20 protein-coding genes and 1 CRISPR repeat array are annotated in these 26,348 nt (G+C 37.0%); all 20 genes read left to right on the forward strand.

The genetic code is table 11. The features are described 5' to 3' along the window. Positions 1-3: 3 nt before the first annotated feature. The 20 genes from MM239_RS02030 (at position 4) to MM239_RS02120 (ending at position 25,703) form a co-directional block, all read left to right on the forward strand. Positions 4-588, forward strand: a complete 585-nt coding sequence (locus MM239_RS02030) for a hypothetical protein (protein ID WP_241346163.1) — start codon at positions 4-6, stop codon at positions 586-588. After that, positions 588-2,735: a CRISPR-associated helicase Cas3' gene (gene cas3 / locus MM239_RS02035; RefSeq protein WP_241346165.1), complete on the forward strand. Its 2,148-nt coding sequence runs from the start codon at positions 588-590 to the stop codon at positions 2,733-2,735. The genes MM239_RS02030 and cas3 overlap by 1 nt, the downstream gene beginning before the upstream one ends. Next, complete coding sequence (locus MM239_RS02040) at positions 2,732-4,048, forward strand: hypothetical protein (protein ID WP_241346167.1); 1,317 nt, start codon at positions 2,732-2,734, stop codon at positions 4,046-4,048. The genes cas3 and MM239_RS02040 overlap by 4 nt, the downstream gene beginning before the upstream one ends. A 17-nt stretch (positions 4,049-4,065) precedes the next feature. Further along, positions 4,066-5,139: a CRISPR-associated protein Cas7 gene (locus tag MM239_RS02045; protein ID WP_241346168.1), complete on the forward strand. Its 1,074-nt coding sequence runs from the start codon at positions 4,066-4,068 to the stop codon at positions 5,137-5,139. A 66-nt stretch (positions 5,140-5,205) separates the two neighbouring features. Next, on the forward strand, positions 5,206-6,609 hold the full coding sequence (locus MM239_RS02050) for a hypothetical protein (RefSeq protein WP_241346170.1): 1,404 nt from the start codon (positions 5,206-5,208) through the stop codon (positions 6,607-6,609). Between the two features lie 50 nt (positions 6,610-6,659). Then, positions 6,660-7,181 (forward strand): CRISPR-associated protein Cas4, encoded by a 522-nt coding sequence (cas4, locus tag MM239_RS02055; RefSeq protein ID WP_241346172.1) that lies wholly within the window; start codon positions 6,660-6,662, stop codon positions 7,179-7,181. Positions 7,182-7,263: 82 nt separating this feature from the next. Further along, positions 7,264-7,497 (forward strand): four helix bundle protein, encoded by a 234-nt coding sequence (locus MM239_RS02060; RefSeq protein WP_241346173.1) that lies wholly within the window; start codon positions 7,264-7,266, stop codon positions 7,495-7,497. A gap of 216 nt (positions 7,498-7,713) precedes the next feature. Then, a complete protein-coding gene (cas1b, locus tag MM239_RS02065; RefSeq protein WP_241346176.1) occupies positions 7,714-8,682 on the forward strand; it encodes a type I-B CRISPR-associated endonuclease Cas1b in 969 nt (322 codons plus the stop codon). 54 nt (positions 8,683-8,736) lie between these two features. Continuing rightward, positions 8,737-9,000 carry a CRISPR-associated endonuclease Cas2 gene (cas2, locus tag MM239_RS02070; protein ID WP_241346178.1) on the forward strand — a complete coding sequence of 88 codons (264 nt, stop codon included), beginning with the start codon at positions 8,737-8,739 and terminating at the stop codon, positions 8,998-9,000. Between the two features lie 206 nt (positions 9,001-9,206). Beyond that, positions 9,207-15,368: direct repeats of the CRISPR family, unit length 30 nt; unit sequence CTCTCAATCGCACCATACAGGAATTGAAAT. A gap of 355 nt (positions 15,369-15,723) precedes the next feature. Further along, positions 15,724-16,449: a DUF6088 family protein gene (locus MM239_RS02075; protein WP_241346180.1), complete on the forward strand. Its 726-nt coding sequence runs from the start codon at positions 15,724-15,726 to the stop codon at positions 16,447-16,449. Between the two features lie 538 nt (positions 16,450-16,987). Continuing rightward, positions 16,988-17,476, forward strand: coding sequence for a type I restriction enzyme subunit R domain-containing protein (locus MM239_RS02080; RefSeq protein WP_241346181.1), 489 nt, complete (start codon positions 16,988-16,990; stop codon positions 17,474-17,476). Beyond that, positions 17,473-18,702: a DUF3387 domain-containing protein gene (locus MM239_RS02085; protein WP_241346183.1), complete on the forward strand. Its 1,230-nt coding sequence runs from the start codon at positions 17,473-17,475 to the stop codon at positions 18,700-18,702. Before MM239_RS02080 ends, MM239_RS02085 begins: the two co-directional genes overlap by 4 nt. A 293-nt stretch (positions 18,703-18,995) precedes the next feature. Then, complete coding sequence (locus tag MM239_RS02090; RefSeq protein WP_241346185.1) at positions 18,996-19,208, forward strand: hypothetical protein; 213 nt, start codon at positions 18,996-18,998, stop codon at positions 19,206-19,208. 66 nt (positions 19,209-19,274) lie between these two features. Beyond that, positions 19,275-19,808: a dihydrofolate reductase family protein gene (locus tag MM239_RS02095; protein ID WP_241346187.1), complete on the forward strand. Its 534-nt coding sequence runs from the start codon at positions 19,275-19,277 to the stop codon at positions 19,806-19,808. 1 nt (position 19,809) lies between these two features. Then, entirely contained in the window at positions 19,810-20,106 is a 297-nt protein-coding gene (locus MM239_RS02100) for an RNA polymerase alpha subunit C-terminal domain-containing protein (RefSeq protein WP_241346189.1), read from the forward strand. A 68-nt stretch (positions 20,107-20,174) separates the two neighbouring features. Beyond that, entirely contained in the window at positions 20,175-20,678 is a 504-nt protein-coding gene (locus tag MM239_RS02105) for a beta/alpha barrel domain-containing protein (RefSeq protein WP_241346190.1), read from the forward strand. Between the two features lie 305 nt (positions 20,679-20,983). Further along, positions 20,984-22,279 (forward strand): AAA family ATPase, encoded by a 1,296-nt coding sequence (locus tag MM239_RS02110; RefSeq protein WP_241346192.1) that lies wholly within the window; start codon positions 20,984-20,986, stop codon positions 22,277-22,279. Next, positions 22,279-22,560, forward strand: coding sequence for an RloB family protein (locus MM239_RS02115; protein ID WP_241346194.1), 282 nt, complete (start codon positions 22,279-22,281; stop codon positions 22,558-22,560). The genes MM239_RS02110 and MM239_RS02115 overlap by 1 nt, the downstream gene beginning before the upstream one ends. Before the next feature lie 29 nt (positions 22,561-22,589). Then, positions 22,590-22,922, forward strand: coding sequence for an RloB domain-containing protein (locus MM239_RS21130; RefSeq protein ID WP_394801476.1), 333 nt, complete (start codon positions 22,590-22,592; stop codon positions 22,920-22,922). 381 nt (positions 22,923-23,303) lie between these two features. Beyond that, positions 23,304-25,703, forward strand: coding sequence for an ABC transporter permease (locus MM239_RS02120; protein ID WP_241346196.1), 2,400 nt, complete (start codon positions 23,304-23,306; stop codon positions 25,701-25,703). The last annotated feature ends 645 nt before the right edge of the window (positions 25,704-26,348 follow it).

Consider the following 26,348-nt stretch of genomic DNA (forward strand, 5'->3'; position numbering starts at 1 on the left):
GGTATGAAATACTATGTAGTAAAATATTCAGGCCCCTTTGGTTTTATTAAACCTTGGACGGCAGTCAGAGACAGTGAAACGTTTAGTCAGCAGTTTTTAACGCCATCAATTGTGGAAGGGATTGAGAAGAAATTATTTCCAGAATTACTGGGAAATGAAGGTATCCATAAAATAGTAGGTCATAGATTGTCATATGATCAAGTAAGTAACCAACAAGAAGTAATTCAAACCAGAGGTTGGAATTCAACCAGAAAAGGGAAAGAATTTCTTTTTGACAGACCTAAGGCAATCTTGATACGTGGAGTTTTACAAAACCCGACCCTGTTACTGGCTTTTACATCTAAAGAAGATGTATCTAATGCAGCTAAACAGCATGTTTGCCTTTGTAGAAACGAGGATGTAATGTATCCAGATTCTATCATCGAAACTACCAAAGAAGCATTTGAAGGAGATGAGGATAAATTCCCTGGTTTCGAGTTGGTTTTCGGGAAAAATGACAAATCATTTTTAGTCGGCTATAACAGGCTAAACAATGAACCTATGTATGGTTGGATTAGAGTAGTAGGTCAACCTGTAACCAACTTCTGATGGAAAATCTACTTGCTAAATCCGCACCTGAGTATACTCCTCTAAAAGATCATCTTTTACACGTTTCCTATGCCGCTAAAGCATTTGCCAACTATCTAAAGATGGATAAAACAGTGGCATTTAATGGTGCAATTCTACATGATATGGGAAAGGCTCACCCTGAGTTTCAAAGAAGAATTAGAGGAAATGGACGAAACAGCAAAGTTTTCAGACATGAAATCAGTTCTCTTCTTTTCTTATCTGTATTTCCAGAATCAGAATATTCGGCTTTATTGGATATGGTTATCGCTCACCACAAATCAGCCAAAAACGATGCTGGAGATAAGGGGTTGTTGGACTTGGAAAACGGATATGACTATATTGACTTTCATGTTGGTCAATGGAATCAATGGGCACCTGATGCGTTTAAACTCCTAGTAGATATCGGGATACAATGTATTCCGTTTGGCGAAGAGGTCGCCCGTCAAAACCTTTCCTTGGCTATAACCTATTGCAAAAAACAAACGAAAATCAGAGGGTATGCGGAATGGCGAGGATTATTGATGGGGGCAGATCACTTTGCTTCGGCTTTGATCAATGATACAGAGAAAAACCTTAATAGAGCTTTTCAGATTCCGGATCTTTCTTTTTTTAACCGTACGCATCCCCTTTACCCTCTTTCATATAAAGAAACTGCTTCTTCAAAAAGACATACCCTTGTAGTGGCCAGTACAGGAGCTGGCAAAACAGACTATCTATTTAAAAGGACAAAAGGACGGGTGTTTTATACACTCCCATTTCAAGCGTCAATCAATGCCATGTTTAAGCGAGTGTCAAAGGACTTAAAACCGGACAACCCAAACTTGGATATACGGGTTTTGCATTCGGCTTCCATGGTTGTCCGACAAAATGGTAAAGAAGAGGAAAGTGTCTTACAACCACTTTTCGGGTCAACGATTAAAATTCTAACTCCCCATCAATTGGCAGCAATAGCCTTTGGAATGAAAGGTTATGAAGCCATGCTGCTCGATTTAAAAGGATGTGATTTCATTTTAGATGAAATCCACACCTACACTGGGGTGTCCCAGGCCATCGTTTTGAAATTGGTTCAAATCCTTAAGCAATTGGATTGCGCCATTCATATAGGTACAGCCACCATGCCTACAAAGCTTTATGAGAAAATAGTGGAGGAATTAGGTGAGGATATTTTGGAAGAGAAACTGACCCTCGAAGAGCTGGATGAATTTGATAGGCATACCTTACACAAAATCAATTCATTTGAAGAGAGTTTGCCAAAAATCAGCCAAGCCATTGAAGAAAATAAAAAAACATTGGTAGTCTTTAACCGTGTCGCAAGAGCGCAAGATGCTTATGACCAATTAAAAGAAATATATCCTGAAACACCAATCCTTTTGCTCCACAGTCGCTTTAAAAGAGGCGACAGAAATTTTAAGGAAAAACAACTTCTAGGCTTGGATGAGGCCGGAAATCCAATTGGTGAATTCAATACTTCTACCAAGGCATGTATTGTCGTTTCTACCCAGATCGTAGAAGTAAGTCTGGATATTAGTTTTGACCTTATGATAACTGAGACAGCTCCTATTGATGCTATGATACAGCGCTTTGGCAGGGTAAACCGAAAAAGAACCAAGGACACCATAGGAAAAACCAAACCCATCTATATAATCGCTCCCCCGGAAAGTAAAAATGATGCCTTGCCTTATGATGTGGAAGTGCTTCGTAGATCTTATGATGTTTTGGAGGACAGTCAGATTTTAAAAGAAAGGGATTTGCAGGGTAAAATCGATTATGTGTTTCCAGAAATTGATTTTATGGACATAGAAGAACACGCAGTATTTAAATCTGATGGAAAAATCACCATTGACAAGCTAACACATAGAGGCAAATCAATTCTTTTTGAATTATTAGAAATTGACAGTGTATCCTGTATTTGTGAAGGAGATTTGGAGATATATGAAAATACTGATTTTGAGAGAAGGCTGGAACTTGAAATTCCAGTAAGGTATTTTGCGGTGAAAGGAATGAACCAAGCGCAAAATGGCAATAAGCCCTTTATCATTCCTGATAAGGCGTATGATTTTGAAATTGGCTTAGATGTAAAGAAAATCAGAGAAAACAACTTTGATGTAAATAACCAAATATTATGATCACAGCAGTAATAGGTAAAACATTTCTAAAAGCATACAATGAGAAGTATGCCAAAGAGCTTTCCCCAAAAGAGTTTTTTGAGCTAGAATATTGGGAATTATTTTACAATCATTCCAAATACATGCAATGGGTGACCAATTCTCCATTTGTACAAATGAAAAGTGGACAAAAACCACATTTACTTTCGGTAGATGCAAGAATTGAAAAACTGGAAAACCTGTTTGAAAAGGCTGGAAATGAAATTCCTGATGCTAGTTTTGCTTTAGGATATCCAGCATCTGAGTCAAAAGAGTTTGCCAGTACATCAGGCTTGGTAAGCGATGTGGAAATCCCCGTAAATGAAGAGGAGGTTTATCTTTCTTGGATAGGAAGTAGCCTCGGGATTGGTGTGGCTGGTGGCTTTACGATACTTTTTGACAATCCCGAAATCACAATACAAACCTTTGAAGGCTGGAAAGTTTACCGAAAGTATTTGAACGACCCTACTTTAGAAAAGCTTCGTGGGAATCAAATTAATACTTGGAATGGACAGTGGTTGACCTATTCTCTCAATCCTGATGAGTATCGAGAAGACTTTGATTTTTCAGAACTCACCAATCAGAAAATTTTCAAAGTGGATACCAATCTGGCAGAAGTAGCCACTGTAAATTGGAGTCAATTATTCTTTAGTCTATCTACCCAATTCCCTGATAATGAAATGATGGGCTATGTCTATGGATTCGGGCAGACTAATAAAACGATAGGCTTTATTCCATTTCAACTCAAGTCAGGAGGAAATATCAAGGAAGTTTATCAGAAACTGTTTGGAGACTTTAAAATCAATAAAAAGGAATTTGAAAGCCTTTTTGGAATGCATATCAAGCGAGCTTGTGAATTAGGAAGTATTGGTTTGCAGGCTTTACGTCCTGACAGTTTAAAAAAATACATGACTGAGGACAAAAATTTAACCTTCAAAAAAGAGGAAGACACAATAAATTATCAAGCATATAAAACCTGGTTAGTCGCTATGTTAACACGAAACAAAGAAGAAATCACAGACTATACCCCAAAATTGGCTGAAGTCATTTTGCGCTATAGAAATACCGGAAAAGGCATGTCAAGGGTCACACTGGTAGAAAAGGAAATGTTTACATCCAAATCCAAAAGGGGATTTATAGAGTCATTGACACTTATGATCCCTGATCTGGAAGGGGAAGATTTAGAAACACTAAAAACTCTAAAAGATGAGGTCCACCTGATGACAAATGAGGAGTTTGGCTATTTTTTAACGCTTTTAAAATTTGACTATGCTTACCAACAAAAGAAATCATAACCATAAACAATCAAAAAATGAATACTATTTATATAAGAACCTTAAAGAGAGCTGAGCATACCGTTTTTAACGTAGCCAGTGGCCAAAAGTATTATTACGATGTTCAGTTCAATAAGAAAATTCCTTTTTCCAGTGGACAACAAGTAAAGCGATCATTGATTGACTCCCTTTGCGAGGCAATTGATCAAATCCCTTCACCTACGACTTTCCTGTTTGAGGTAGACAAACAGAAGAAACTTAAAGAAGGAGAAGTTTATGGAACATGTGACCCTACTTATGCTGATCAATTGTTTGGAGGCTGGATGAAAGCTTCAAAAGGCGGTGGAGAAAGAACGTTAAAAAGAAGAAGTCCTCTGTCAATTTCTGCAATGAGGGCATTACATCCATTATTAGCTGGATTGGATTCAAACGGAGGGGAAGCAGGCTCTTTCGACAGAAGTGAACGCCCGAATAATGTCGTCATCATTCGGGATGATAAGGGGAATATTCTGTCCAACGAGGAAATCGATGTAGTTTTGAAAACTGAAGGAAATACAGACAGAAGCTTGGGAAGAAAATGGCTGAATCCTGCTGAAAGGGCAACAGGCCTCTTCGTGTTTGACATTGCGATAGATTTACGGAGGCTTTTCTCTGTAAGTACTAATCAGTTGGAGCCCGAAATGGCAGATGCTACGATAGCCAAACTAAAAGAAGATGGTTGGATTGAATCAAAAAATGTCTTTGGTCCCTGCTTAGTCGCTCCTATATCACTAAGGGAAGAATGGATCAAAGGTTTAGCGCATGCTATAATTAACTGGCGAATCACTTCTAACCAATCTAGAACTTTTAGCTTGATGGACACCCTTGCTGTTTCCATAAGTGATAATGCCAATTTGATTGCAAGTAGCATTCGAGCCAAGCTATCAGAAGAAGATTCGCGAAAAGCTGATCCAATTATTGATGAAAACCTGAATGGAGTTGAAACATTTATTTCCCTTCAAGCAGGAGGTTTTATTCATACTAAGGGAGAAAAAGCCGATGCTCTTGACCGGGCAGAACAAGCGCTGATTGATAAAATGACTGCCTTTGATTACGAAAATCAAATCGCTTAATTTTTAAAAGCACCTTCTTTGATGAATATCTAAAAGAAGGTGCTTTTTCATCTTCTCTCCCCTCCCATGTTTGACCAATTCTACCAACAGGCTTCCGATCAACTCAAACTTTCATTTCTCAATACTATAATTGAGCAAGATGAGCAGCTTAAAGAGCAATTTATCAACTTTTATCTCAAGCCTAAGGACAAACAGCTGGTGCTGACGGTGTCAGATCCTGATGATTTTATATTGGCCAGTAAGGACCTGATCAAAATTGACCTAGAATCTATCAAATTTGATGAACTGGATTGGAATGACTATGTACCTACTCACAATGGATATATTCCAGAACATGAAGCACTGGAAGAAATGGCTGAGGAAGAAATCAGTAGGGTCATCGGCATTCATGCAGGCGAAGTAGAAAGGTATTGCTCTATCAAACATTTCGATTTGGCTTTCTTATATATGATCAGTATTTATAAAGCATGTTTGGAAGCTAAGCTCAACGAGGATTACTACGAAGTCCCAGATCCTACCTTGACGATGCTCAATGCATTTGAAAATCATTTAGAAAGCTGTCTTCCGATCTTCAAGGCAATACAAATTCCCGAAGATCAGCTCTACACCATTGCAACTTTCCTTTTTGATCAGCATACTGAATTAGAAGCTAAAGATTCGAGTTTTCTGTTGTTTTTTGAGGCATGTTTATACAGCCTAATTCATTCTGGCTCGGAAGCGAGTATCCTACTCGATGTCATAGAAGAGAAAAACAAAGCGTTACATTTGCCCTGGTTGTACACCGAACTACATAGAAAAACTGGTGGAATTGAAAGCTATGAAAAAGCAGCACTAAATTATTTTCAATTGAGTGTACATGTGGCACTCGATCTTTTGGACCTATACAAATCTACTAACAGCATCAAATTCAGGGACATCGCCAAGCAGTTGTGGAATAATGGATTATTTCGTCATGAAAGTGCAGAACTGTATTTTGATGTTCTCAATCCAAATGAAGACCCAAACTTATACCTAGAGGTCACACTGTATTTGATTAAGAGGAACTTCTCCAAAAAATATTACAGAATCATCCAAGAGCTAATGAAAGAGGAGGATCGGATGATGTATTTGAAAACACTCCAAAACGATCACCCCGCATACATCTCAGTCTTGTGCATGGAAGGGAAAATTAATGAAGCACTTAAACACGCCCTACACCATACGAACAGGTGGAATATTGTCGAAACAATGACTCCTTGCTTAGAACATGACCCAGAGCAAACTATAGTCATCCTTGCCCAGAAAATAGAAGAACTTCTTCTCGATGAGCGAGGAAGAAATTTCTACGCAAGAGTAGCTACAATACTAAAAATTGCTAAAGATATACCAGCTATTCAGCATCAAACTGATGTGCTGATAAATAGAATAGTCTATGCCAACGGTCGCTTAAGTGCGTTAAAAGATGAATTGAGTGTCGTTGGCGTTATTTGATCAACTCAAAGAGATTCCTTTTTAATTTATTGATTTTGTCTACTAAACCCATGAATATCACCGGAACACATATCGCCTACCTCCACACCTGCCATAGGAAACTTTGGCTATTTGCCAATGGAATCCAAATGGAACATACCTCTCAAATAGTGGCAGAAGGAAAATTGATTTCTGAAACGACCTATTTAGATAGAGCCAGAAAATACACCGAATTGGAATTGGACGGCATCAAAATCGATTACTATGACGCCAAAAACAAGGTGATTCACGAAGTAAAAAAGACTGATAAGTTGGAACAGGCTCATTTTGCCCAAGTCAAGTATTATTTATATGTTTTGCTGAAAAACGGAATTCACGAGGCTTCTGCAATCTTGGAATATCCAAAAATGAAACAAAAAGAGATCGTAGAATGGGAGGAAGGTGACAAAGAAAAAGTAGAAAATTGGATTTCTGAAAGTTCGGAGATCATCCACAAAGACAACTGCCCTCCCCTGCTGAAGAAAACAATTTGCAAGAAATGCAGCTATTTTGATTTTTGCTATGCGGGGGAAAATGACATAAATGATGAATGATGATAGATGGGAGATTATGATTTGTAAGAGATTAGTGTTATGTAATTAAAAGATAAGAGAATATTTTCCTAAAACCATTTGTATGATAAACTATAATCAGATTTTTCAAGACAGGGCTAAAACTTTGGCTATTAAAATTATAAAATGCCTCTCACCTATTCCGTACTCAGACGCTGTTTCAATAATCCGAAGACAAATTATTAGATCATCAACATCAGTTGCCTCCAATTATAGAGCAATGTGTCGTGCAAGATCAGAAAATGAAAGATTTGCCAAACTTTCTATAGTAGTGGAAGAAGCAGATGAAACACTGTAGTGGCTTGAAATTATCAAGGAATTAAATTTAATAGCTGTAGCAACTTTAAATGAGTTGATGTCAGAGACGGAGGAAATTGTAAAAGCTTTGGCTACCTATAGAAAAAAACTAAAACCTTAAAATAATCATTTATAAGGCTGCATTTATCAACGATCATTCATCACCCATTATTCATCATTTATGAAAAAGACCTACTATCTCTTCAATCGGGGCCGAATGAGCCGAAAAGACAATACGCTTAAGTTTACCCCGGTAGAAGAGTCTGGAAAAGAGGGTACACCCAAGTATATCCCCGTTGAAGGTGTCTCGGATTTCTATTGTTTTGGTTCTTTGGATGCCAACAGTGCGCTCTACAATTTTTTAGGAAAAAATGGAATTAGCGTGCACTTTTTCGATTACTATGAGCACTATACGGGTAGTTTTCAGTCCAAAGAGTATCTTTTGGCTGGTAAAATGCAAATCAACCAAACGCAGCACTACCTCCACACAGGTAAGCGTATGGCCATCGCCCAGAAATTGATTACTGGAGCAGCATTCAATATGTCCAAGAACCTAAAGTATTACCATAATCGAGGCAAAGACTTGGAGATTCAGCTAGCGAAAATTGACCTTTATGCCCAAGAAATTGAAAATACCAGTACCATCCCTGGACTGATGGGAATAGAAGGCAATATTCGGCAGGTATATTATCAAGCTTTTGACATTATAGTCAAGGATCATGCGATGGAAGGCAGAAGTAAGCAGCCTCCAATGAATGAACTCAATGCCTTGATTTCGTTTGGCAATATGATGTGCTACACGCTATGCTTGGATCAAATTTACCATACCCAATTGAATCCAACGATCAGTTTTTTGCATGAGCCTGGATACAGAAGGTATTCATTGGCATTGGACTTGGCAGAGATTTTCAAGCCGATCCTAGTCGATAGGATTATCTTTAGGGTATTGAATAAAAAAGAAATCCAATCTAAGGACTTTGATTTCCATGTCAATAAAGTTATTTTGAAAGAGTCCGGCAAAAAGGTTTTTATCCGAGCCTTTGAAGAACGGCTCAATGAAACGATCAAGCATCGGACTTTGAACAAGCAAGTGAGTTACAAAAGTTTGGTGAAATTAGAATGCTACAAACTCAGCAAACATCTTCTGGGAATGGAGACCTATAAGCCTTTTAAGATTTGGTGGTAGTTCACCTGTTCTATAATAATTAGAAAACCCTTAATCTCTCAACGATGAAAAAATATGTATGTTATCTTAGTTTATGATATTGGTGAAAGACGAGTAGGCAAAATGCTAAAGCTGTGTAGAAAGTATTTGAATTGGATCCAAAATTCAGTATTTGAAGGAGAAATCACAGAGGTAAAATATAAGGAATTGGTAATTAATGCGAAGAAAATTATGAAAATCGAAGAAGATAGCTTGATAGTATTTAAGAGTCGAGAAGAAAAATGGCTGGATAAAGAAGTGATTGGCCAAGAGAAAAATGACCTAGATACCTTTCTATAGTTGTCGAATGACGTTGAAAATTGAATCTAAACTTGATTTTTAGAACATAAACAATTCTAATTCAATGAATATCATTGGTTTAATAAGTTGTCGAAACTCTGGTATAAACAGGTTATTGCCGATCGACGCATTTAAACAAAGAATTTGCATTGAATAAACAGCCAAATTGATTAAAAATTGACTATTTTAGTCTGTCGTTTCAACGACTCTCAATCGCACCATACAGGAATTGAAATTACTCTGAAAGGAAATCCTGTATGTTAGAAATTCTTCTCTCAATCGCACCATACAGGAATTGAAATGGAGTGGGATAAACTTGCACGTGAGGATTCAGAAATCTCTCAATCGCACCATACAGGAATTGAAATTTACTTCCTTCAAGCTCTATGTTTTCAATTATTTTCTCTCAATCGCACCATACAGGAATTGAAATAGCTTTGAAGATTTCTGGGAGCTGTATGGTAAAAAACTCTCAATCGCACCATACAGGAATTGAAATAATCATCCTCAGCTTCTACCCTCAGTTGAAAAAGATCTCTCAATCGCACCATACAGGAATTGAAATTCTTGTATTTGACCAAACCTTTCAAAAACTTCTCTTCTCTCAATCGCACCATACAGGAATTGAAATACTGCTGTCATAAGAGCGCCAGCTACAAAAACGATCCTCTCAATCGCACCATACAGGAATTGAAATCGGTCGGATTAAACCCCTCAGGGATGCTTGTAAGGCTCTCAATCGCACCATACAGGAATTGAAATAAATCGAATTGACCCAACGGAACGATAACCTGATTTCTCTCAATCGCACCATACAGGAATTGAAATTACCTAGCGGCACCTTTGAATTTCAGCGTTTCTGGACTCTCAATCGCACCATACAGGAATTGAAATTGTGAAGGGATATTCAGGCTTTTTGAATTGTCCAACTCTCAATCGCACCATACAGGAATTGAAATTATATTCATCATCTGTAGGAAGGGTAATTCCAGCTACTCTCAATCGCACCATACAGGAATTGAAATAAGATTATTAACAGTACAAAACTTTAAATTATGCAGACTCTCAATCGCACCATACAGGAATTGAAATTTTTAAGTAAACAAAACATAGGGGTAATACTCATTATCTCTCAATCGCACCATACAGGAATTGAAATAAAGCTCCTGTGTAGTGCTCACACCATTCTTTGAAAGCTCTCAATCGCACCATACAGGAATTGAAATGTATATAATCCCTTCCGTCTACCAACATACGCTGTTCTCTCAATCGCACCATACAGGAATTGAAATTTGTAAGCATATCATTGTTTGTTTCAGCTATCTCACTCTCAATCGCACCATACAGGAATTGAAATCAAGAAAATCACACATGTCGAATTCGGGATGGGCTCTCTCAATCGCACCATACAGGAATTGAAATCAGGAAAACGTTTTTAAAATCATATTTGTGGTGATGCTCTCAATCGCACCATACAGGAATTGAAATGATGGAGTTGCTTTCATTGATACACCTTCTGGATGGCTCTCAATCGCACCATACAGGAATTGAAATATTTTGATAAGGTTTATTTCGAAGAAACTGAAAAAACTCTCAATCGCACCATACAGGAATTGAAATTCCTCTCTGCGACTGCATACACCCCTTACAAAGTTGTCTCTCAATCGCACCATACAGGAATTGAAATAGATGTTTTCGATCTTGACTCTATGCAAACAATTGACTCTCAATCGCACCATACAGGAATTGAAATTTGTTACGTTAACACTATCAGCAAAACAATTTCATTCTCTCAATCGCACCATACAGGAATTGAAATGAAATAACGCCCTACATGCTTGATGATGAAAGATCACTCTCAATCGCACCATACAGGAATTGAAATGACCATACAGCTAATTGGATTTTATCACCTTGCTTGCTCTCAATCGCACCATACAGGAATTGAAATGTACGAGCCATCAAATAGGTAATGGGCTATATCTCCCTCTCAATCGCACCATACAGGAATTGAAATGAACAGGTCGCTAGGATGATCACTGACATATATTTTCTCTCAATCGCACCATACAGGAATTGAAATAATGGAAATTGGTGGATAGGTGATACAGATACAGGTGCTCTCAATCGCACCATACAGGAATTGAAATTCAAAAAGAGAAGAGGGTGATGATGATGAAGAGTATCTCTCAATCGCACCATACAGGAATTGAAATTAAAAAGAGGGGTTTACGGTGCTGCTGACCTTACTGTCTCTCAATCGCACCATACAGGAATTGAAATTATTGATGTCAATCAAGGCTTGTTTCACCTCGATTTCTCTCAATCGCACCATACAGGAATTGAAATTACAGGGAATGCAATCACTTGCGAAAGTTACGAATCTCTCAATCGCACCATACAGGAATTGAAATAAAATTTGATAGTTTTATCCAAGTTGCAGATATGGCTCTCAATCGCACCATACAGGAATTGAAATTCAAAAATCACGTCAAAATGAATCTATCGACAATGACTCTCAATCGCACCATACAGGAATTGAAATACTTGAAACTGTGCTTTACCTTTGTAGTTTATGATGCTCTCAATCGCACCATACAGGAATTGAAATGAAACAAAAAACTGGATGCTGAATTTGATTCCCAGGCTCTCAATCGCACCATACAGGAATTGAAATAAATCAGAATCTATGATGTAGTTGTTTCGGGTTTCTCTCTCAATCGCACCATACAGGAATTGAAATAAGTATTTTCTATTCCTTCATCGGTAATGTCATTGATCTCTCAATCGCACCATACAGGAATTGAAATGTTTAATACCCAAAGTATCTATAATTGACTTGTCATCTCTCAATCGCACCATACAGGAATTGAAATCAAACAGGTTTGGGGAAATTCCTTGGGGGCATTTCTCTCTCAATCGCACCATACAGGAATTGAAATAGTACTAGAAAATGGAGTACTTCAAATTCACCAACTCTCAATCGCACCATACAGGAATTGAAATTTCAGTATTTGACACTTTATTACCTGCTCTATCTTTCTCTCAATCGCACCATACAGGAATTGAAATAGATTTCATAAGAAGAAATTATGGTAAAATGACCAACTCTCAATCGCACCATACAGGAATTGAAATAGCATTTCAACCATTTTAGTCATAACAGATGCAACCTCTCAATCGCACCATACAGGAATTGAAATGAAGGGCATATTGGTCTATTGGATTGGATGCCTTACTCTCAATCGCACCATACAGGAATTGAAATATTCCATAAGCATTATGTACTATTGGGTTTTCAATTCTCTCAATCGCACCATACAGGAATTGAAATAGCAGTATCGAAATTATTAGAATAGGTATTTATGTTCTCTCAATCGCACCATACAGGAATTGAAATGAAACAAAAAACTGGATGCTGAATTTGATTCCCAGGCTCTCAATCGCACCATACAGGAATTGAAATCATACTTCTGATATGTGTTTTGATAAACTCTGGAATCTCTCAATCGCTCCATACAGGAATTGAAATACGGTACCAAGCTGGGTCAAAGAGATTTCACTAGCCACTCTCAATCGCACCATACAGGAATTGAAATGAGGTAAACAGATTGCTTAGAAAGGCAAGGGCAAAGCTCTCAATCGCACCATACAGGAATTGAAATAGGCTGGAACGCGATTATTTTCACAGCCATCAACATCTCTCAATCGCACCATACAGGAATTGAAATTAAACGATCTTGTTTTGAGGTTTTACAAGGTTCATTCTCTCAATCGCACCATACAGGAATTGAAATAATACATTTTCAAATAATTCATCCCTTACGGCAACACTCTCAATCGCACCATACAGGAATTGAAATAAGAAAAACAACCGATAACAGCATTTTCACTCAATCTCTCAATCGCACCATACAGGAATTGAAATAGATTTCATAAGAAGAAATTATGGTAAAATGACCAACTCTCAATCGCACCATACAGGAATTGAAATAGCATTTCAACCATTTTAGTCATAACAGATGCAACCTCTCAATCGCACCATACAGGAATTGAAATACGGTAAAGGTTTCTTGGACTTTTTAATGGATGATTCTCTCAATCGCACCATACAGGAATTGAAATATGTTTCTGTACTCAATGTGCCTTAATAGTATCACTCTCTCAATCGCACCATACAGGAATTGAAATTCAAAAATCACGTCAAAATGAATCTATCGACAATGACTCTCAATCGCACCATACAGGAATTGAAATCATACTTCTGATATGTGTTTTGATAAACTCTGGAATCTCTCAATCGCTCCATACAGGAATTGAAATACGGTACCAAGCTGGGTCAAAGAGATTTCACTAGCCACTCTCAATCGCACCATACAGGAATTGAAATGAGGTAAACAGATTGCTTAGAAAGGCAAGGGCAAAGCTCTCAATCGCACCATACAGGAATTGAAATAAAGCTGTAGATATATTTTCAATCAATGATCTTTCATCTCTCAATCGCACCATACAGGAATTGAAATAATGCGGTATTCCAGTTAGTCACTTGTGTAGAAGAACTCTCAATCGCACCATACAGGAATTGAAATAGCCCAGGCACGTTCACCGAAGCCGAAAAGCTAGATCTCTCAATCGCACCATACAGGAATTGAAATCTTCATCCTCAAATTTTGCATATCCTACTTTGCATTCTCTCAATCGCACCATACAGGAATTGAAATGTTGTTGGTAAGGTTTATAATGGGGATCACTTTATACTCTCAATCGCACCATACAGGAATTGAAATAATGCAATATCGGACTTACAAAAAGCAAGGGAAGCCCTCTCAATCGCACCATACAGGAATTGAAATCAAGAAAACCTATTCAAAATAATCTTTTTGGTTATGCTCTCAATCGCACCATACAGGAATTGAAATTGCCTCAACTTTGTTAATAATCTCCTTTTTCAGTTTCTCTCAATCGCACCATACAGGAATTGAAATATAGGAGAATCGAAAACAGGAGTAAGTAACGGATATCTCTCAATCGCACCATACAGGAATTGAAATTGGCGAAGAAATTAAGGGAAGAAGATCTTGTGCTTCTCTCAATCGCACCATACAGGAATTGAAATAAAGAACGGGAGCAGGGTATGTCTGATTCAATGTAGCTCTCAATCGCACCATACAGGAATTGAAATCATATTCACAGGCTTGCATCTTGCCGTCCATAATGCTCTCAATCGCACCATACAGGAATTGAAATATTTTATTTCGATTTCTTATTGACACTGAAAATACGCTCTCAATCGCACCATACAGGAATTGAAATAAAAGTGTGTTTACTTCTCTTAGGCCTTTTTCAACACTCTCAATCGCACCATACAGGAATTGAAATCAATGGGAGCATCCCCTAGGTCAATCTTTAAATCTACTCTCAATCGCACCATACAGGAATTGAAATCACGTACGCCCTCAACTCTTTGATGAGGTTCACGGACTCTCAATCGCACCATACAGGAATTGAAATATTGATGGAGCACCTAAAAAGGTGATTTCTTGATCTACTCTCAATCGCACCATACAGGAATTGAAATAGTCCGTGGAATGCTTGGAATCCCATATCTGAGAGTCTCTCAATCGCACCATACAGGAATTGAAATCACCCAAGAAGTCTTGGAGCAAAGTCTCTACGCGCGCTCTCAATCGCACCATACAGGAATTGAAATTGGCTCGTGCAGTCGTTCGCACAACTCGAACACTCCTCTCAATCGCACCATACAGGAATTGAAATGCATCGAAGAGTTGTTTTGCTTTCTCTTCTATTTTCTCTCAATCGCACCATACAGGAATTGAAATGAGGATATTGCCGCTGAAGTGATGGAGGCAGTTCATCTCTCAATCGCACCATACAGGAATTGAAATTGAGGCATGTGATAAAATTAACCGGTGACTCTTACTCTCTCAATCGCACCATACAGGAATTGAAATTCGGGGATTGGTCGGCAATAGAGGCCGTCCTCGCCTCTCAATCGCACCATACAGGAATTGAAATCGGAGCAACCCGTGCACTTGCTCCTGAATCTTAGAGGCTCTCAATCGCACCATACAGGAGTTGAAATAAAGGTTCTTGAATAGTGCCAAAGCGAGGCTCTACCCTCTCAATCGCACCATACAGGAATTGAAATACAGTAAGTAAAGCAATACCCATACGGCAATGATTTCTCTCAATCGCACCATACAGGAATTGAAATCAATTTGGTCGTGAGTTACCATATTCAAGTGGACAACTCTCAATCGCACCATACAGGAATTGAAATATTCTCTAGATAGGTCAGACGGTGTCTGACCTATCTCCTCTCAATCGCACCATACAGGAATCGAAATATATAAGAGGGTTAGACGAAATATCCATGTTCCTCAATGACATCCCTTTCGGTTTAGAAACTAGTACATTTATAGAATACGAAAGCTTTTTAATTGAAAAAAGAAAGCTGATGGCTAAAAAGATTAAAGCATATTACGAAAATTTGTAGAAAATGAAATTGACCTAATAAAAAGACTTTATAAGTATTTAATAACACCTTATACAAAAGAATGTTTTTAAAGCTGAACAAGATAGGTGGTGAAGATAAAATTAAGATTGTTAATCATTAGTTGGTTTTTACTATCATCATTTAAATGTCCAGTTTTTTAATTAAAAAACTGGACATTATGTTTTTATTAATTACCTTTTTTTTACATGAAAACAACTGATTATATAGTGTTTATGATAGATAGATTCCCAAAAGGATTTGTATTCACCTACGATGATTTTAATACGGAGGTGAATCAAAAAGAAGCGGTAATCAAAGCGCTAAATCGAATGGCACAGTCAGGAAAAATCGCTAAGCTATCAAAAGGGAAGTTTTACAAGCCTGAAAAAACAATTTTCGGTGATCTTCAGCCTGAACAAAAGCAGGTAGTCAAAGACCTGTTGGAAGAAGATGGTAAAGTCACAGGTTACCTAACTGGTTTTAGTATTTTCAATCAATTGGGGTTGACTACCCAAATCAGTAACACCATACAAATCGGAAAAAATCAGACTCGGCCTAGTTTTGAAAGAGAGCGCTATAGCATCTCTTTTATAAAACAAAAAAACACCATTACTAAAGACAACATCCCCCTTCTGCAAGTGTTGGATAGCATTCGATATATCAAGAAAATCCCTGATGCAAGAGTGGAATCATCTTGTAAGCGGTTTTTGGCTATCCTCAAAAAATATACAGACAAGGATATCAATACCTTGGTTCGATTAGCTTTAAAATACCCACCTGCTACAAGAGCCTTATTAGGCGCATTATTAGAAGAGTTACAAAAAAACAAAGCAGCCAAACCACTTTATATGTCGTTAAACCCAATCACTAAGTATAAACTAGCTGGTGCAGAAAAAGTCTTATTCAGCACTGAAAAATGGAATATTATATGAAACTGCACGAAAATTAAGACGCTATTTAGACAAGCTATTCTGTTTGCGGAAGACCAAATGAAGATTCCAGCCATTTATGATGAGAAAGACTACTGGGTGACTTATTTCAAAAAATTAGTCTACGGTGAATTTCCTCAAGAAAATGAAATTTTCGAAACATTGAATATGATTCAAAAAAGACTCCAACACATCACCTGGAATATCGCTGAATAGTTACGATTTATTGGTACTTGTCGCTCTTCAAATCATATAGCACTCTATTTTCAAATATTTTCCTTAATTTAAATCTTTAATTTAATTGATCCATGTTATCAGAAGCTAAGTTAGAGTCACTTATTATAGATTTGCTACAAAAAAAAGGCCTTAGAGCACCTCAATAGCAATGCTATACAAAGAGACCTTTCTGAGGTTTTACTGAAGGATGATTTGAGGGATTTTTTGCGAACACGCTATGGTCATGTTGGCATCACTGCCACTGAAATAGAGCAGGTCATCCGCAACTTGGAGCAACTCCACTCCTCTGACCTCTATCTATGGTATGGTGGATGTTTCAGAAGGCACAACCGTTGCGGGCAAAGCACTTTTTGTCAGTAGCAGTAGAGAGATTGCCTATCAACTGTATCAATATATTCTTGAACTCAGGCCAGATTGGGGAGAAGTGATGGCTGCGGATTCTTTGGCAGTACTGAGTGAGAAAGATCAAAAAGAAATCCTACCTGCTGCAAAAATCCAAATGGTAATGACGCGTGGCAAGGATGATGATAAAACCCTGTATCAGCTGTTGGGGAACAAAGTTTATAGAAAGGAATTGGACAGGCAGTTTAAAAATATCAAGTCAAACTTCAAGATAGCCATAGTTGTGGACATGTGGCTTACTGGCTTTGATGTCCCATTTTTGGATACCATCTATATCGACAAACCCATTCATAGGCACAACCTTATACAAACCATATCGAGGGTCAATAGAAAGTTTGGAGGCAAGGAAAAGGGGCTGGTGGTAGATGATATCGGTGTCAAAAGCAAATGAACCAAGCACTTGCCCAATACAATAAGGTGGATAGTCAGAATTTTGAAGATATTGAACAATCTATTGTTGTGGTCAGAGATCATCTGGATTTACTTTCTAGGGTGTTTCTAAAATTTGACAGCGGTGGCTATTTCGAAGGCAGCCCAATGCAGCAGTTGAATACCTTGAACATGGCAGCTGAATTTGTGCAGTTGACCAAAGACTTGGAGAAGCGCTTTATGAACTTAGTCAAAAGGATGAAAGCTGCCTATGACATTTGTTCTGGCTCAGAAGTAATTACTCAGGAGGAGAAAAACAAAATTCATTTTTACATCGCAGTAAGATCCATTGTCTATAAGTTACTCAAGGGAGAAGCTCCTGACACCGCTCAGATGAATGCCAAAGTAAGAGACATGATCCAAGCAGCGATAGAAAGCGAGGGCGTGGAAGAGATGTTCAAACTAGGCGATGATAAGCAAAAAGAAGTGGACATCTTTGACGAAGATTATCTCTCCAAAATCGACAAGATCAAGCTACCACATACCAAAATCAAGTTCCTTCAAAAACTCCTTGCCAAAGCTATCGATGAATTCAAAAAAGTCAACCGTGCCAAAGGGCTAGATTTCAGCAAAAAGATGCAGGTCTTGGTGGACAAGTACAATGAAAGAAAAGAGGCCGATGTCTTGGTCAGCAATGTGTTGGAAGATTTCACAGATGAAATCATTGATCTTTACCATCAGCTTAGAAAGGAAAAAGACTCTTTCAAAGACCTGGGGATAGATTTTGAAGAAAAAGCCTTTTATGACATTCTCAAAGCTTTGGCTGTAAAGTATGACTTTACGTATCCTGATGACAGGCTACTCACGCTGGCTAAGGAGGTTAAGACTTTGGTCGATGACAAAGCCAAGTACACTGATTGGAGTAAGAGAGATGATATCAAGGCAGAGCTAAAAGTGGATCTTATCATTTTATTGGCGGAGAATGACTATCCGCCTGTAGATCGGGATGAAGTGTACAAAGAAATCTTTGAGCAGGCGGAGAACTTTAAGAAGTTCAAAACAAATAGATCTATTAGCCATGGCTACCAAGCTTTTCCTGAAATACAGAAAGTTAATCTGACTTCTAAAAGTTATGTTAGCAAAAATGCCCCGAATGGCCTCAGCCCTACCCTTTCTATGAAAAGAACTGATTATAAAATATTGTTTATTCTAGAAGCTCTCAACCTATATTTACATTTACCTATTTGAAAAGTAAAAAGGCAATTTAGGATGCAAAAAATTTAAGCTTCAAACATTTGTAATAAATTAATAATCAAATCAATATAAAGGAGAAATTAAATTACCTTTTACTATTTGGATATGCTCCAGAAAATTATCAAAATCCCTACTTAAGGGGGTCAACATCCTCCGGAATATCTGATGATAGCTATGAAGCGGCTTAGGACAACTATGTTTCAAGGGCTATTTTGATCTATCTATTTATAGCTTTTTTTAGGTAGATTGCATCTTAAACACTTGAAGTCATAGCTCAATAAAGTAATATGAAGCACGTATTTTTGATATTCTCGTTTCTATTAATTGTTGCATGTTCTACAAAGACTGAATATGAGGATGAAAATATTTTAGATCAAAAAACACAAGACCTCCTAATAACTGAGGAGGAAGAATATACCCAAGAAATACTTAAAGGGGAAAGAATAGATGGACCAGCTAATGTAAGAGATAAAAAAATGGAGAAATTATCCTTTCTATAAATGATAATATTTTGGTAGAAACCAGCCCAATCAATGGAAATTGGTTAAAATTAAGATTTAAAACAAATGAGAAAAATATCACTTTTCATTGCAATGAGTCTAGATGGCTACATAGCAAAACCTAATGATGACCTAAGCTTCTTGAAGATTGTTGAAAAAGAAGGGGAAGATTATGGTTATGCAGCATTTACCGACACAGTTGATACATTAATCATAGGCCGGAAAACTTATGACTATGTAGTAAGAGAAATTGGCTCTTCTTATTACGACAATGGACAACGAGATGTCTATGTCATTACAAGAACTGAAAGACCTCCAGTAGGTAGAACCACTTTTTACTCAGGAAACATGATAGATTTAGTGAAAAGACTAAATTCAGAGAATGGAAAAAACATTTATTGTGATGGAGGTGCAGAAGTAATAAACGAGCTATTGAAGCACGATTTAATAGATGAGCTTATAATTTCGGTAATCCCTGTTTTGCTTGGCAACGGTACAAGGTTATTCAAAGACAATAGACCTGAACAAGACCTTGAATTTATTGAAAGTAAGTCTTTTGATACGGGGTTAACACAATTGCATTACAAACGTAATAGATAACATGGCACAAGAAAAGACAAAGCGAATTTGTAAACATGGTCACACTTTCTACAAAAGTAGCGACTGCCCTACCTGCCCTATCTGTGAAAAACTCAAAGAACCCGCATCGGGATTTTTAGCCTTATTAAGTAATCCTGCAAGAAATGCTTTACTTCATTATGGAATTGATACCATTGAAAAATTGGCTTCCTATACAGAAAAAGAAATATTGAAATTACATGGAATCGGAAAAGCTTCACTACCTTCATTTAAAAAGGCACTTGAAGAAAATGGAATGACTTTTAAACAGGATAAGTGATAGAAGGATGGCACCATACTGTAACGGAGTTGAATTCCTAACTTCAATTTCAGATCGAAAATATTGAAATGGGACCGGAGTTTAAGGTGCTTAAACGCTCCTTTATCAAAACTTTAAATTCAAAAAGTATCACTATAGAATTATTTACTGAGTTTGAATTCGGGAAACTGGTTTCCCAAATAGCTCTATCAACAGATATTGATTATATAAATAAAGAAGTGATAGAAGGAGTCAAAATTCAGTGTCTAAATAAGGGATTACTTAAGAAACTCAATCCTAATAAACAAAAGACCCTTATTTCTGACCAACTACAAGGGCAAAGTAATTTTTATACCAATGCTGAGGAAGTGCTGGAAGAAATCCTTAAAAATAAGCAATACAAACATTTTCAACACATCCAATATTTAGCATTCAGACACGATAGTTCTAAAATGAAAATTCGTTTTGTATTAAATCCATTTTCATTCATGTTTCTCATTTCTAGTGAAAATCATTACTTCCTTATTTTGGAAACTTTAGACACAGAAGAGCCCACTTATATATGGCTTACGCCCAAAGCAATGCATTATTAATTAAAGAAGTTGAACGAATTGATAATCAGTTGAGTGTTATATGGGAAAAGGCAGACAGGCTTTCTTAGAAAATAGCCTTGAAAATTTCACTAAAATTATACATGACTACTCAGATAACAAGAAAGGATTCATTTTGTGGAAATCTGCATTAGAAGAGATAATTTAAAATTCTTTTGAGTAGGCCATTAAAGAATATTTGTGTTTTTAACCAAATTTCTGAAATCAAGTAGCGTGTTAGAGAAAAAATATTATTTTGTCTATTTTTAGCTTATATTTGTAAACGGTTTACATAAATAGATATAAAAATGATTATTAATTTCAGCATTCAAAACTTTGGATCAGTAAAGGAAAAACAGACATTGACCTTTGAAGCTGATAATTCAAGCCATTTAGAAAATAGTTATGTAATAAACACCAATGGTTTGAGACTTTTGAAGGTAGCCTTGATTTATGGTGCAAACGCTTCAGGTAAAACAACCATTCTTAACGCACTTGAGTTTCTTAGGAGCATTGTACTTGATCCTGAGCAAAAAAAAACTGATGAATTAGATTTTCAACCATTTCTATTTGACCCTGAAACTCCAAAGCAAAATTCTCATATTAGTATTGAATTCTTAGCAAACGATACAAAATACTATTACGAAGTAGCGTTTTTTAAGAAGGCAATTGTCAATGAAGTTCTGAACTTTTATAATCCCAACAAGGCAACTGTATTCAAACGAACTACAGATATTAAAAATCAGTACACTGAAATTAAATTTGGGAGTAAAATCAAGATCAATAAAACCATCGAAAAAAATTTAGAGGCAAATACGCTTTGGAACAATACTGTATTTGGTGGTTTTTTGAAAACAAATGTAGATGTAAAAGAACTTAAAGAAGCCGTTGAGTGGTTTGAAAACTATTTGCGCCCTCTTATCTATACAAAAACTCAATTAGAAGGATTCGTCACTTCCAAGATTGATAAAGGTGAATTGTCCAAACTAGATGTGGTTAACATATTAAAAAAAGCTGATTTTCAAATTTCTGATATTTTAATTCAGGAAGAAGAAAAAGAAATTCCTGATGGACTGATTAAATTCTTTAAAAATCAATTAAAAGATTCATCTGATCAAGTAAAAAAATTAGAAGAAACAGGAAGATTAAAATCCGTAAACATTGAATTTGAACATACTGTGAATCAAAAAAAGTACACATTACCCATAGAAATGGAATCTCAAGGTACTAGAAGGTTTTATGGTTTTGCAGGCTTGCTTGCTCTATTGATTAAAAATTCAACTGCTTTCCCTATTGACGAATTAGAATCTTCCCTGCATCCTGATCTTTATGTTCATTTTATACTTTCTTTCTTATTGAACACAGAGAAGTCACAGCTCATTGCAACCACCCACTACAGGGAAATATTTGACAATAAGGATATATTTAGGAATGATGCGATATGGTTCACGGATAAAAATGAAAACTGTTCCACCGAATTATATTCTTTGGCTGATTTCGACAGTTCGGTAGTTAGAAATACAACAAACATTTTAAATGCATATAAAAGTGGCAAACTAAAGGCCACTCCAAATTTAGGTGATAACTTCATTGATTTGAAATAATGAGACAATCGAGGAAAATAAGAATTCAATCCTCTCCCACATTTGCCTTTGTAGTAGATGGAGAAACTGAAATTTGGTATTTACAGATGCTAAAACGAAATGAACGACAATTAAGGTTAAATATTAAACCTGAAATTCCAAATAAAAAAAGTATTCAGGATCAATTCGAATTAGTTGAAAATTTGGCAGAAAGTGAATATTCAAAAGTCTTTTGGATTATTGATTTAGACACAATCATCAAAGAATCAAGAGAAACACGTAAGGGAAAAAAACAGCGTTAAAGATTTTTGAAGAATGCAGAAATATACTTATAAAAAAGCATGAAAATGTCATTGTAATCATTAACAATCCTTGTTTAGAGTTTTGGTTTTTACTGCATTTTGAAAATTCTTCTAAATTTTTTGATACTTGTGCTAAAGCAGAAACTAAACTTAAACAATATCTTAAGGATTACGAGAAAACTCAAAAGTATTTTACCAAACAGGATAGTGATATTTATTTAAAGCTAAAACCCTATTTACAAGATGCTATAACTAATTCTCAGAAATTAGGTCAGTTTGACCAAAATGATCCATATAAAGCACTTTGTGAAATGTACCTGTTGTTTCAAGCTGACGAACTTAAAAAGCACTATAATAATTAGATTGAATCACTAAAATCAAAAAACAAGAGAGATTGCTTACAAGATTGTTGTCATTGTTTATAACTTTTCAAAAGGGCTCAATATGAACTCATTGTACAAACAAAAACTCTAAATTAATTTAAAAAAGATATTTTACTGGATGCGCTTGAAGATTGTATTCAAAAAATTTAGTCAAGAGACCCCATAAATCGGACCTCTTTTTTTGCCCGTAGGCGGTCAAAAGTGTACGTTTTATTTATGCTTTTTGAGACAAATACCGCAAATTTCTTCATTTGGGCTATTTTTAGACTGGCACGAGGATAGCTTTATTACCAGCGAGTTCCGTTTGCCCTGATGCAAACTAAACCAACTTAGTTGTTTCATTCTCAAATCCTTCATGCTATGTGGAAAAACTATTTTATCGTTTCCTTGAGAAACCTCAGCAAACGTAAACTCTATACAGGAATCAATATTCTTGGACTGACGGTTGCCATGACGAGCTTTTTGGCAATCTCGCTGTATATCCATCATGAGTGGAGCTACGATAAAATGTATTCCGACTACCAGAGGATTTATAAATTCAATCAGGAGTTTACTTCCAATGGGGAAACGCAATTGGTATCTACGACACCATCAAGTCTGGCACCAACCATGATGGATGAAATCTCAGAAATTGAACTTGCTACACTGGTTTTTGACTTGAGCATCTTTTCATCTGTGGTCGTAGAGATTGAAGGAGAATTGTTTGAGGAACCCAAATTTGCCTATGTGGATGAAAACTTTTTCCACGTTTTTGACTTCGATTTAATTCATGGAAATCCTAAGAGCGTATTGTCCGAACCTTTCCAACTGGTACTTCCCAAAAGCACCGCAGCACGTTATTTCCGAAATGTCTCCGATGCTATTGGCAAGACTGTTCAAGTAGAAGGAGAAAACTATACCATCACGGGAATCATGGAAGATTTTCCTTCCAACAGCCATTTGGAATTTGGATTGCTGGCCTCTTTCAAAACCCATAGGCATGGAAAAACTCCTGCCTGGTCACCTTCGAATTACTATACCTACGCTAAATTCCGAGAAAATTCAGCCCCTGAAAGCGTGGAATCCAAACTTGATCAAATAGTGGATAAGTACTTCGGCGAAGATATGGCAAGCTATGGCTTTTCAACCCGATTTTTCATACAGCCCGTTTCGAGTATTCATCTGGGAGGAAATACGCTGAAATCCATCAAACCAACCTCCGACAGCAAATACATCTACATTTTTGCTTTGGTGGGGATTTTACTGATTGTGATTGGTATCATCAATTATGTCAATTTGGCTACAGCTGAGGCTACGGAGAGAAATAAGGAAGTAGGACTTAGAAAAATATTGGGTGCAGAGCGGTTTCAGTTGTTTGGTCAATTTGTATCGGAATCATTTATACTTACGTCCATCGCTATTTTGGTAAGTATTCTGGCCCTAAACATTATCAGTGGCTATTTTGAGAGCTTTGCCAGTACACCCCTAAACCTGAGTTTATTGCTTTCCTTTGAAGGGATATCTTTTTTAGTTCTATTATTTGTTCTGATTGGTTTTATCTCTGGAATCTATCCCGCAGTGATCCTTTCTGGAATGGCTCCATTACATGCCTTGGGCAAGCAAACCACTATCGGTAATGGGGCTTGGATGCGCAAGGGCTTGGTAGTCTTCCAGTTTTTTGTATCCATCGGTTTACTCTTGGCCACGCTGATTGTAAAAAATCAACTAAACTATATGCAAGAGGTCAATTTGGGCTACGACAGGGAAGAGGTCATCGCCCTAAATCTTCATTACAAAATGCATGGTGAAGTCGAGTCATTCAAAAATGAACTGGTGAGGCAAGGAATCGCTCAATCTGTAAGCAAGGCATCGGACTTGCCGATTTATATCAAGGCTTCTTATTCCATTACCCCGGGATGGGACAATGACAAGGAGTTTATGATTACAGGTTATTCCACTGATCATGAATTGGTTAATACGATTGGGCTAGAACTTGCAGCAGGGGAAGACTTAGCACCAACCGACCCTACAAGATGGCAAGCCTATGAACAAGGAATTGAGTTACCTGTATTATTGAATGAAGCTGCTGTACGTGAACTGGGTTGGGAAAGTGCCGATGCGGTAGGGAGAAAATTGAATTTTGGAGACGAGCTAGTTCGTGTCAAAGGGGTTGTGAAAGACTTCTACTTCAATTCTCTGCATCATCAGGTAAGCCCACTAGCCATATTTGTAGATCCCGATGGATCGAATGTGATTCTTACCAAATTAATGAAAGGAAATCCCGCCACACAGTTAGCGGCCATGGAAACTGTCTGGGCTTCTATATTTCCTTCCCGTCCTTTTGTATTTAAGTTTGTAGACGAAGAATACGCCCGCATGTACCAGTACGAAACGATGGTAGGGAAAGTATTCAGTTTGTTTGCGGGTATAGCGATCTTCATTGCTTGTATGGGTTTGTTTGGCTTGGTATCCTATGTAGCCCTTCGCCGAACACGAGAAATCTCCATCCGAAAAGTCTTGGGAGCCAATACCTTTGATATTCTAAGGGTTCTATCGGCGGATTTCTTCAGCTTACTAGGCATTTCGGCTCTACTTGCAGTAGGATTTGGGTACTGGTTTTCTGAGCAGTGGATGCAGGATTTTGCCTACAAGAGTACCGTTTCAGTGTCGATCTACCTAATATCCATAGCAAGCGTGGCCTTTATAGCCTTTTTCACCATTGTCTACAGAACTGTCAAAGTATATCAAACGAATCCTGCGGAAACATTGAAAGATGGTTAAAAATGTGTGAGTGTGTTATACATCTCCCCTTGAAAACAAAAATGTCTTTAAGATTTGGGTAAAATTGGTCTTCTCAAGCTTTAGTTTTGCCAATGTCATGTTTGGATTTTCAGACATGACATTGTTGTTTTTTGGGATAGGTGATGGCGTGAATTTTTAGAAATACTTACCTTGTTGAAAAATAGGCCATTGCATATTTATAACAATATTTAATTCGATTAAGATTTTAGAAATATGGCTGTCTTTATTTAGGGTTTTACTCAAATAACAAGTAGATCGATTGTTGGATTTAAGTAAGAGGTTCTTATAGCTTTTGGTTGAATTTATGAGTATGTGCTTTGGTTTTGGGAAGCTCTCCCCTACTCTTTGTTTTAGGGATTAGTTTCTAGTGCCCGGGGTCCAATGATTGATTTTTAGGTTCTATAAGTGGGGCAAGAAGGGAATTTATTTCGAATGATAATTTTAAGAAAGGAAGACGGGTAAAATAATCAATCACGACCAAATATAAGAGAATCAAATCTGACAGGATTATTGGATAAAAATGGTCATCAAAAGGAACATCAAGCCTGAAAATTGAGTAGTTCAGAAAAAAAAATTGGTAAAGTTTGATAAATAAATTTAAAGTCGTTTTCTATGTTAGTATTA

The sequence above is a fragment of the Belliella filtrata genome, assembly GCF_022549775.1.
Taxonomy (GTDB): Bacteria; Bacteroidota; Bacteroidia; order Cytophagales; family Cyclobacteriaceae; genus Belliella; species Belliella filtrata.

Bases quoted from the DNA above. Each gene is read 5' to 3' on its own strand.
- MM239_RS02030 (WP_241346163.1), top strand. From the start codon at position 4: ATGAAATACTATGTAGTAAAATATTCAGGCCCCTTTGGTTTTATTAAA.
- cas3 (WP_241346165.1), top strand. From the start codon at position 588: ATGGAAAATCTACTTGCTAAATCCGCACCTGAGTATACTCCTCTAAAA.
- MM239_RS02040 (WP_241346167.1), top strand. From the start codon at position 2,732: ATGATCACAGCAGTAATAGGTAAAACATTTCTAAAAGCATACAATGAG.
- MM239_RS02045 (WP_241346168.1), top strand. From the start codon at position 4,066: ATGAATACTATTTATATAAGAACCTTAAAGAGAGCTGAGCATACCGTT.
- MM239_RS02050 (WP_241346170.1), top strand. From the start codon at position 5,206: ATGTTTGACCAATTCTACCAACAGGCTTCCGATCAACTCAAACTTTCA.
- cas4 (WP_241346172.1), top strand. From the start codon at position 6,660: ATGAATATCACCGGAACACATATCGCCTACCTCCACACCTGCCATAGG.
- MM239_RS02060 (WP_241346173.1), top strand. From the start codon at position 7,264: ATGATAAACTATAATCAGATTTTTCAAGACAGGGCTAAAACTTTGGCT.
- cas1b (WP_241346176.1), top strand. From the start codon at position 7,714: ATGAGCCGAAAAGACAATACGCTTAAGTTTACCCCGGTAGAAGAGTCT.
- cas2 (WP_241346178.1), top strand. From the start codon at position 8,737: ATGTATGTTATCTTAGTTTATGATATTGGTGAAAGACGAGTAGGCAAA.
- MM239_RS02075 (WP_241346180.1), top strand. From the start codon at position 15,724: ATGAAAACAACTGATTATATAGTGTTTATGATAGATAGATTCCCAAAA.
- MM239_RS02080 (WP_241346181.1), top strand. From the start codon at position 16,988: ATGGTGGATGTTTCAGAAGGCACAACCGTTGCGGGCAAAGCACTTTTT.
- MM239_RS02085 (WP_241346183.1), top strand. From the start codon at position 17,473: ATGAACCAAGCACTTGCCCAATACAATAAGGTGGATAGTCAGAATTTT.
- MM239_RS02090 (WP_241346185.1), top strand. From the start codon at position 18,996: ATGAAGCACGTATTTTTGATATTCTCGTTTCTATTAATTGTTGCATGT.
- MM239_RS02095 (WP_241346187.1), top strand. From the start codon at position 19,275: ATGAGAAAAATATCACTTTTCATTGCAATGAGTCTAGATGGCTACATA.
- MM239_RS02100 (WP_241346189.1), top strand. From the start codon at position 19,810: ATGGCACAAGAAAAGACAAAGCGAATTTGTAAACATGGTCACACTTTC.
- MM239_RS02105 (WP_241346190.1), top strand. From the start codon at position 20,175: ATGGGACCGGAGTTTAAGGTGCTTAAACGCTCCTTTATCAAAACTTTA.
- MM239_RS02110 (WP_241346192.1), top strand. From the start codon at position 20,984: ATGATTATTAATTTCAGCATTCAAAACTTTGGATCAGTAAAGGAAAAA.
- MM239_RS02115 (WP_241346194.1), top strand. From the start codon at position 22,279: ATGAGACAATCGAGGAAAATAAGAATTCAATCCTCTCCCACATTTGCC.
- MM239_RS02120 (WP_241346196.1), top strand. From the start codon at position 23,304: ATGTGGAAAAACTATTTTATCGTTTCCTTGAGAAACCTCAGCAAACGT.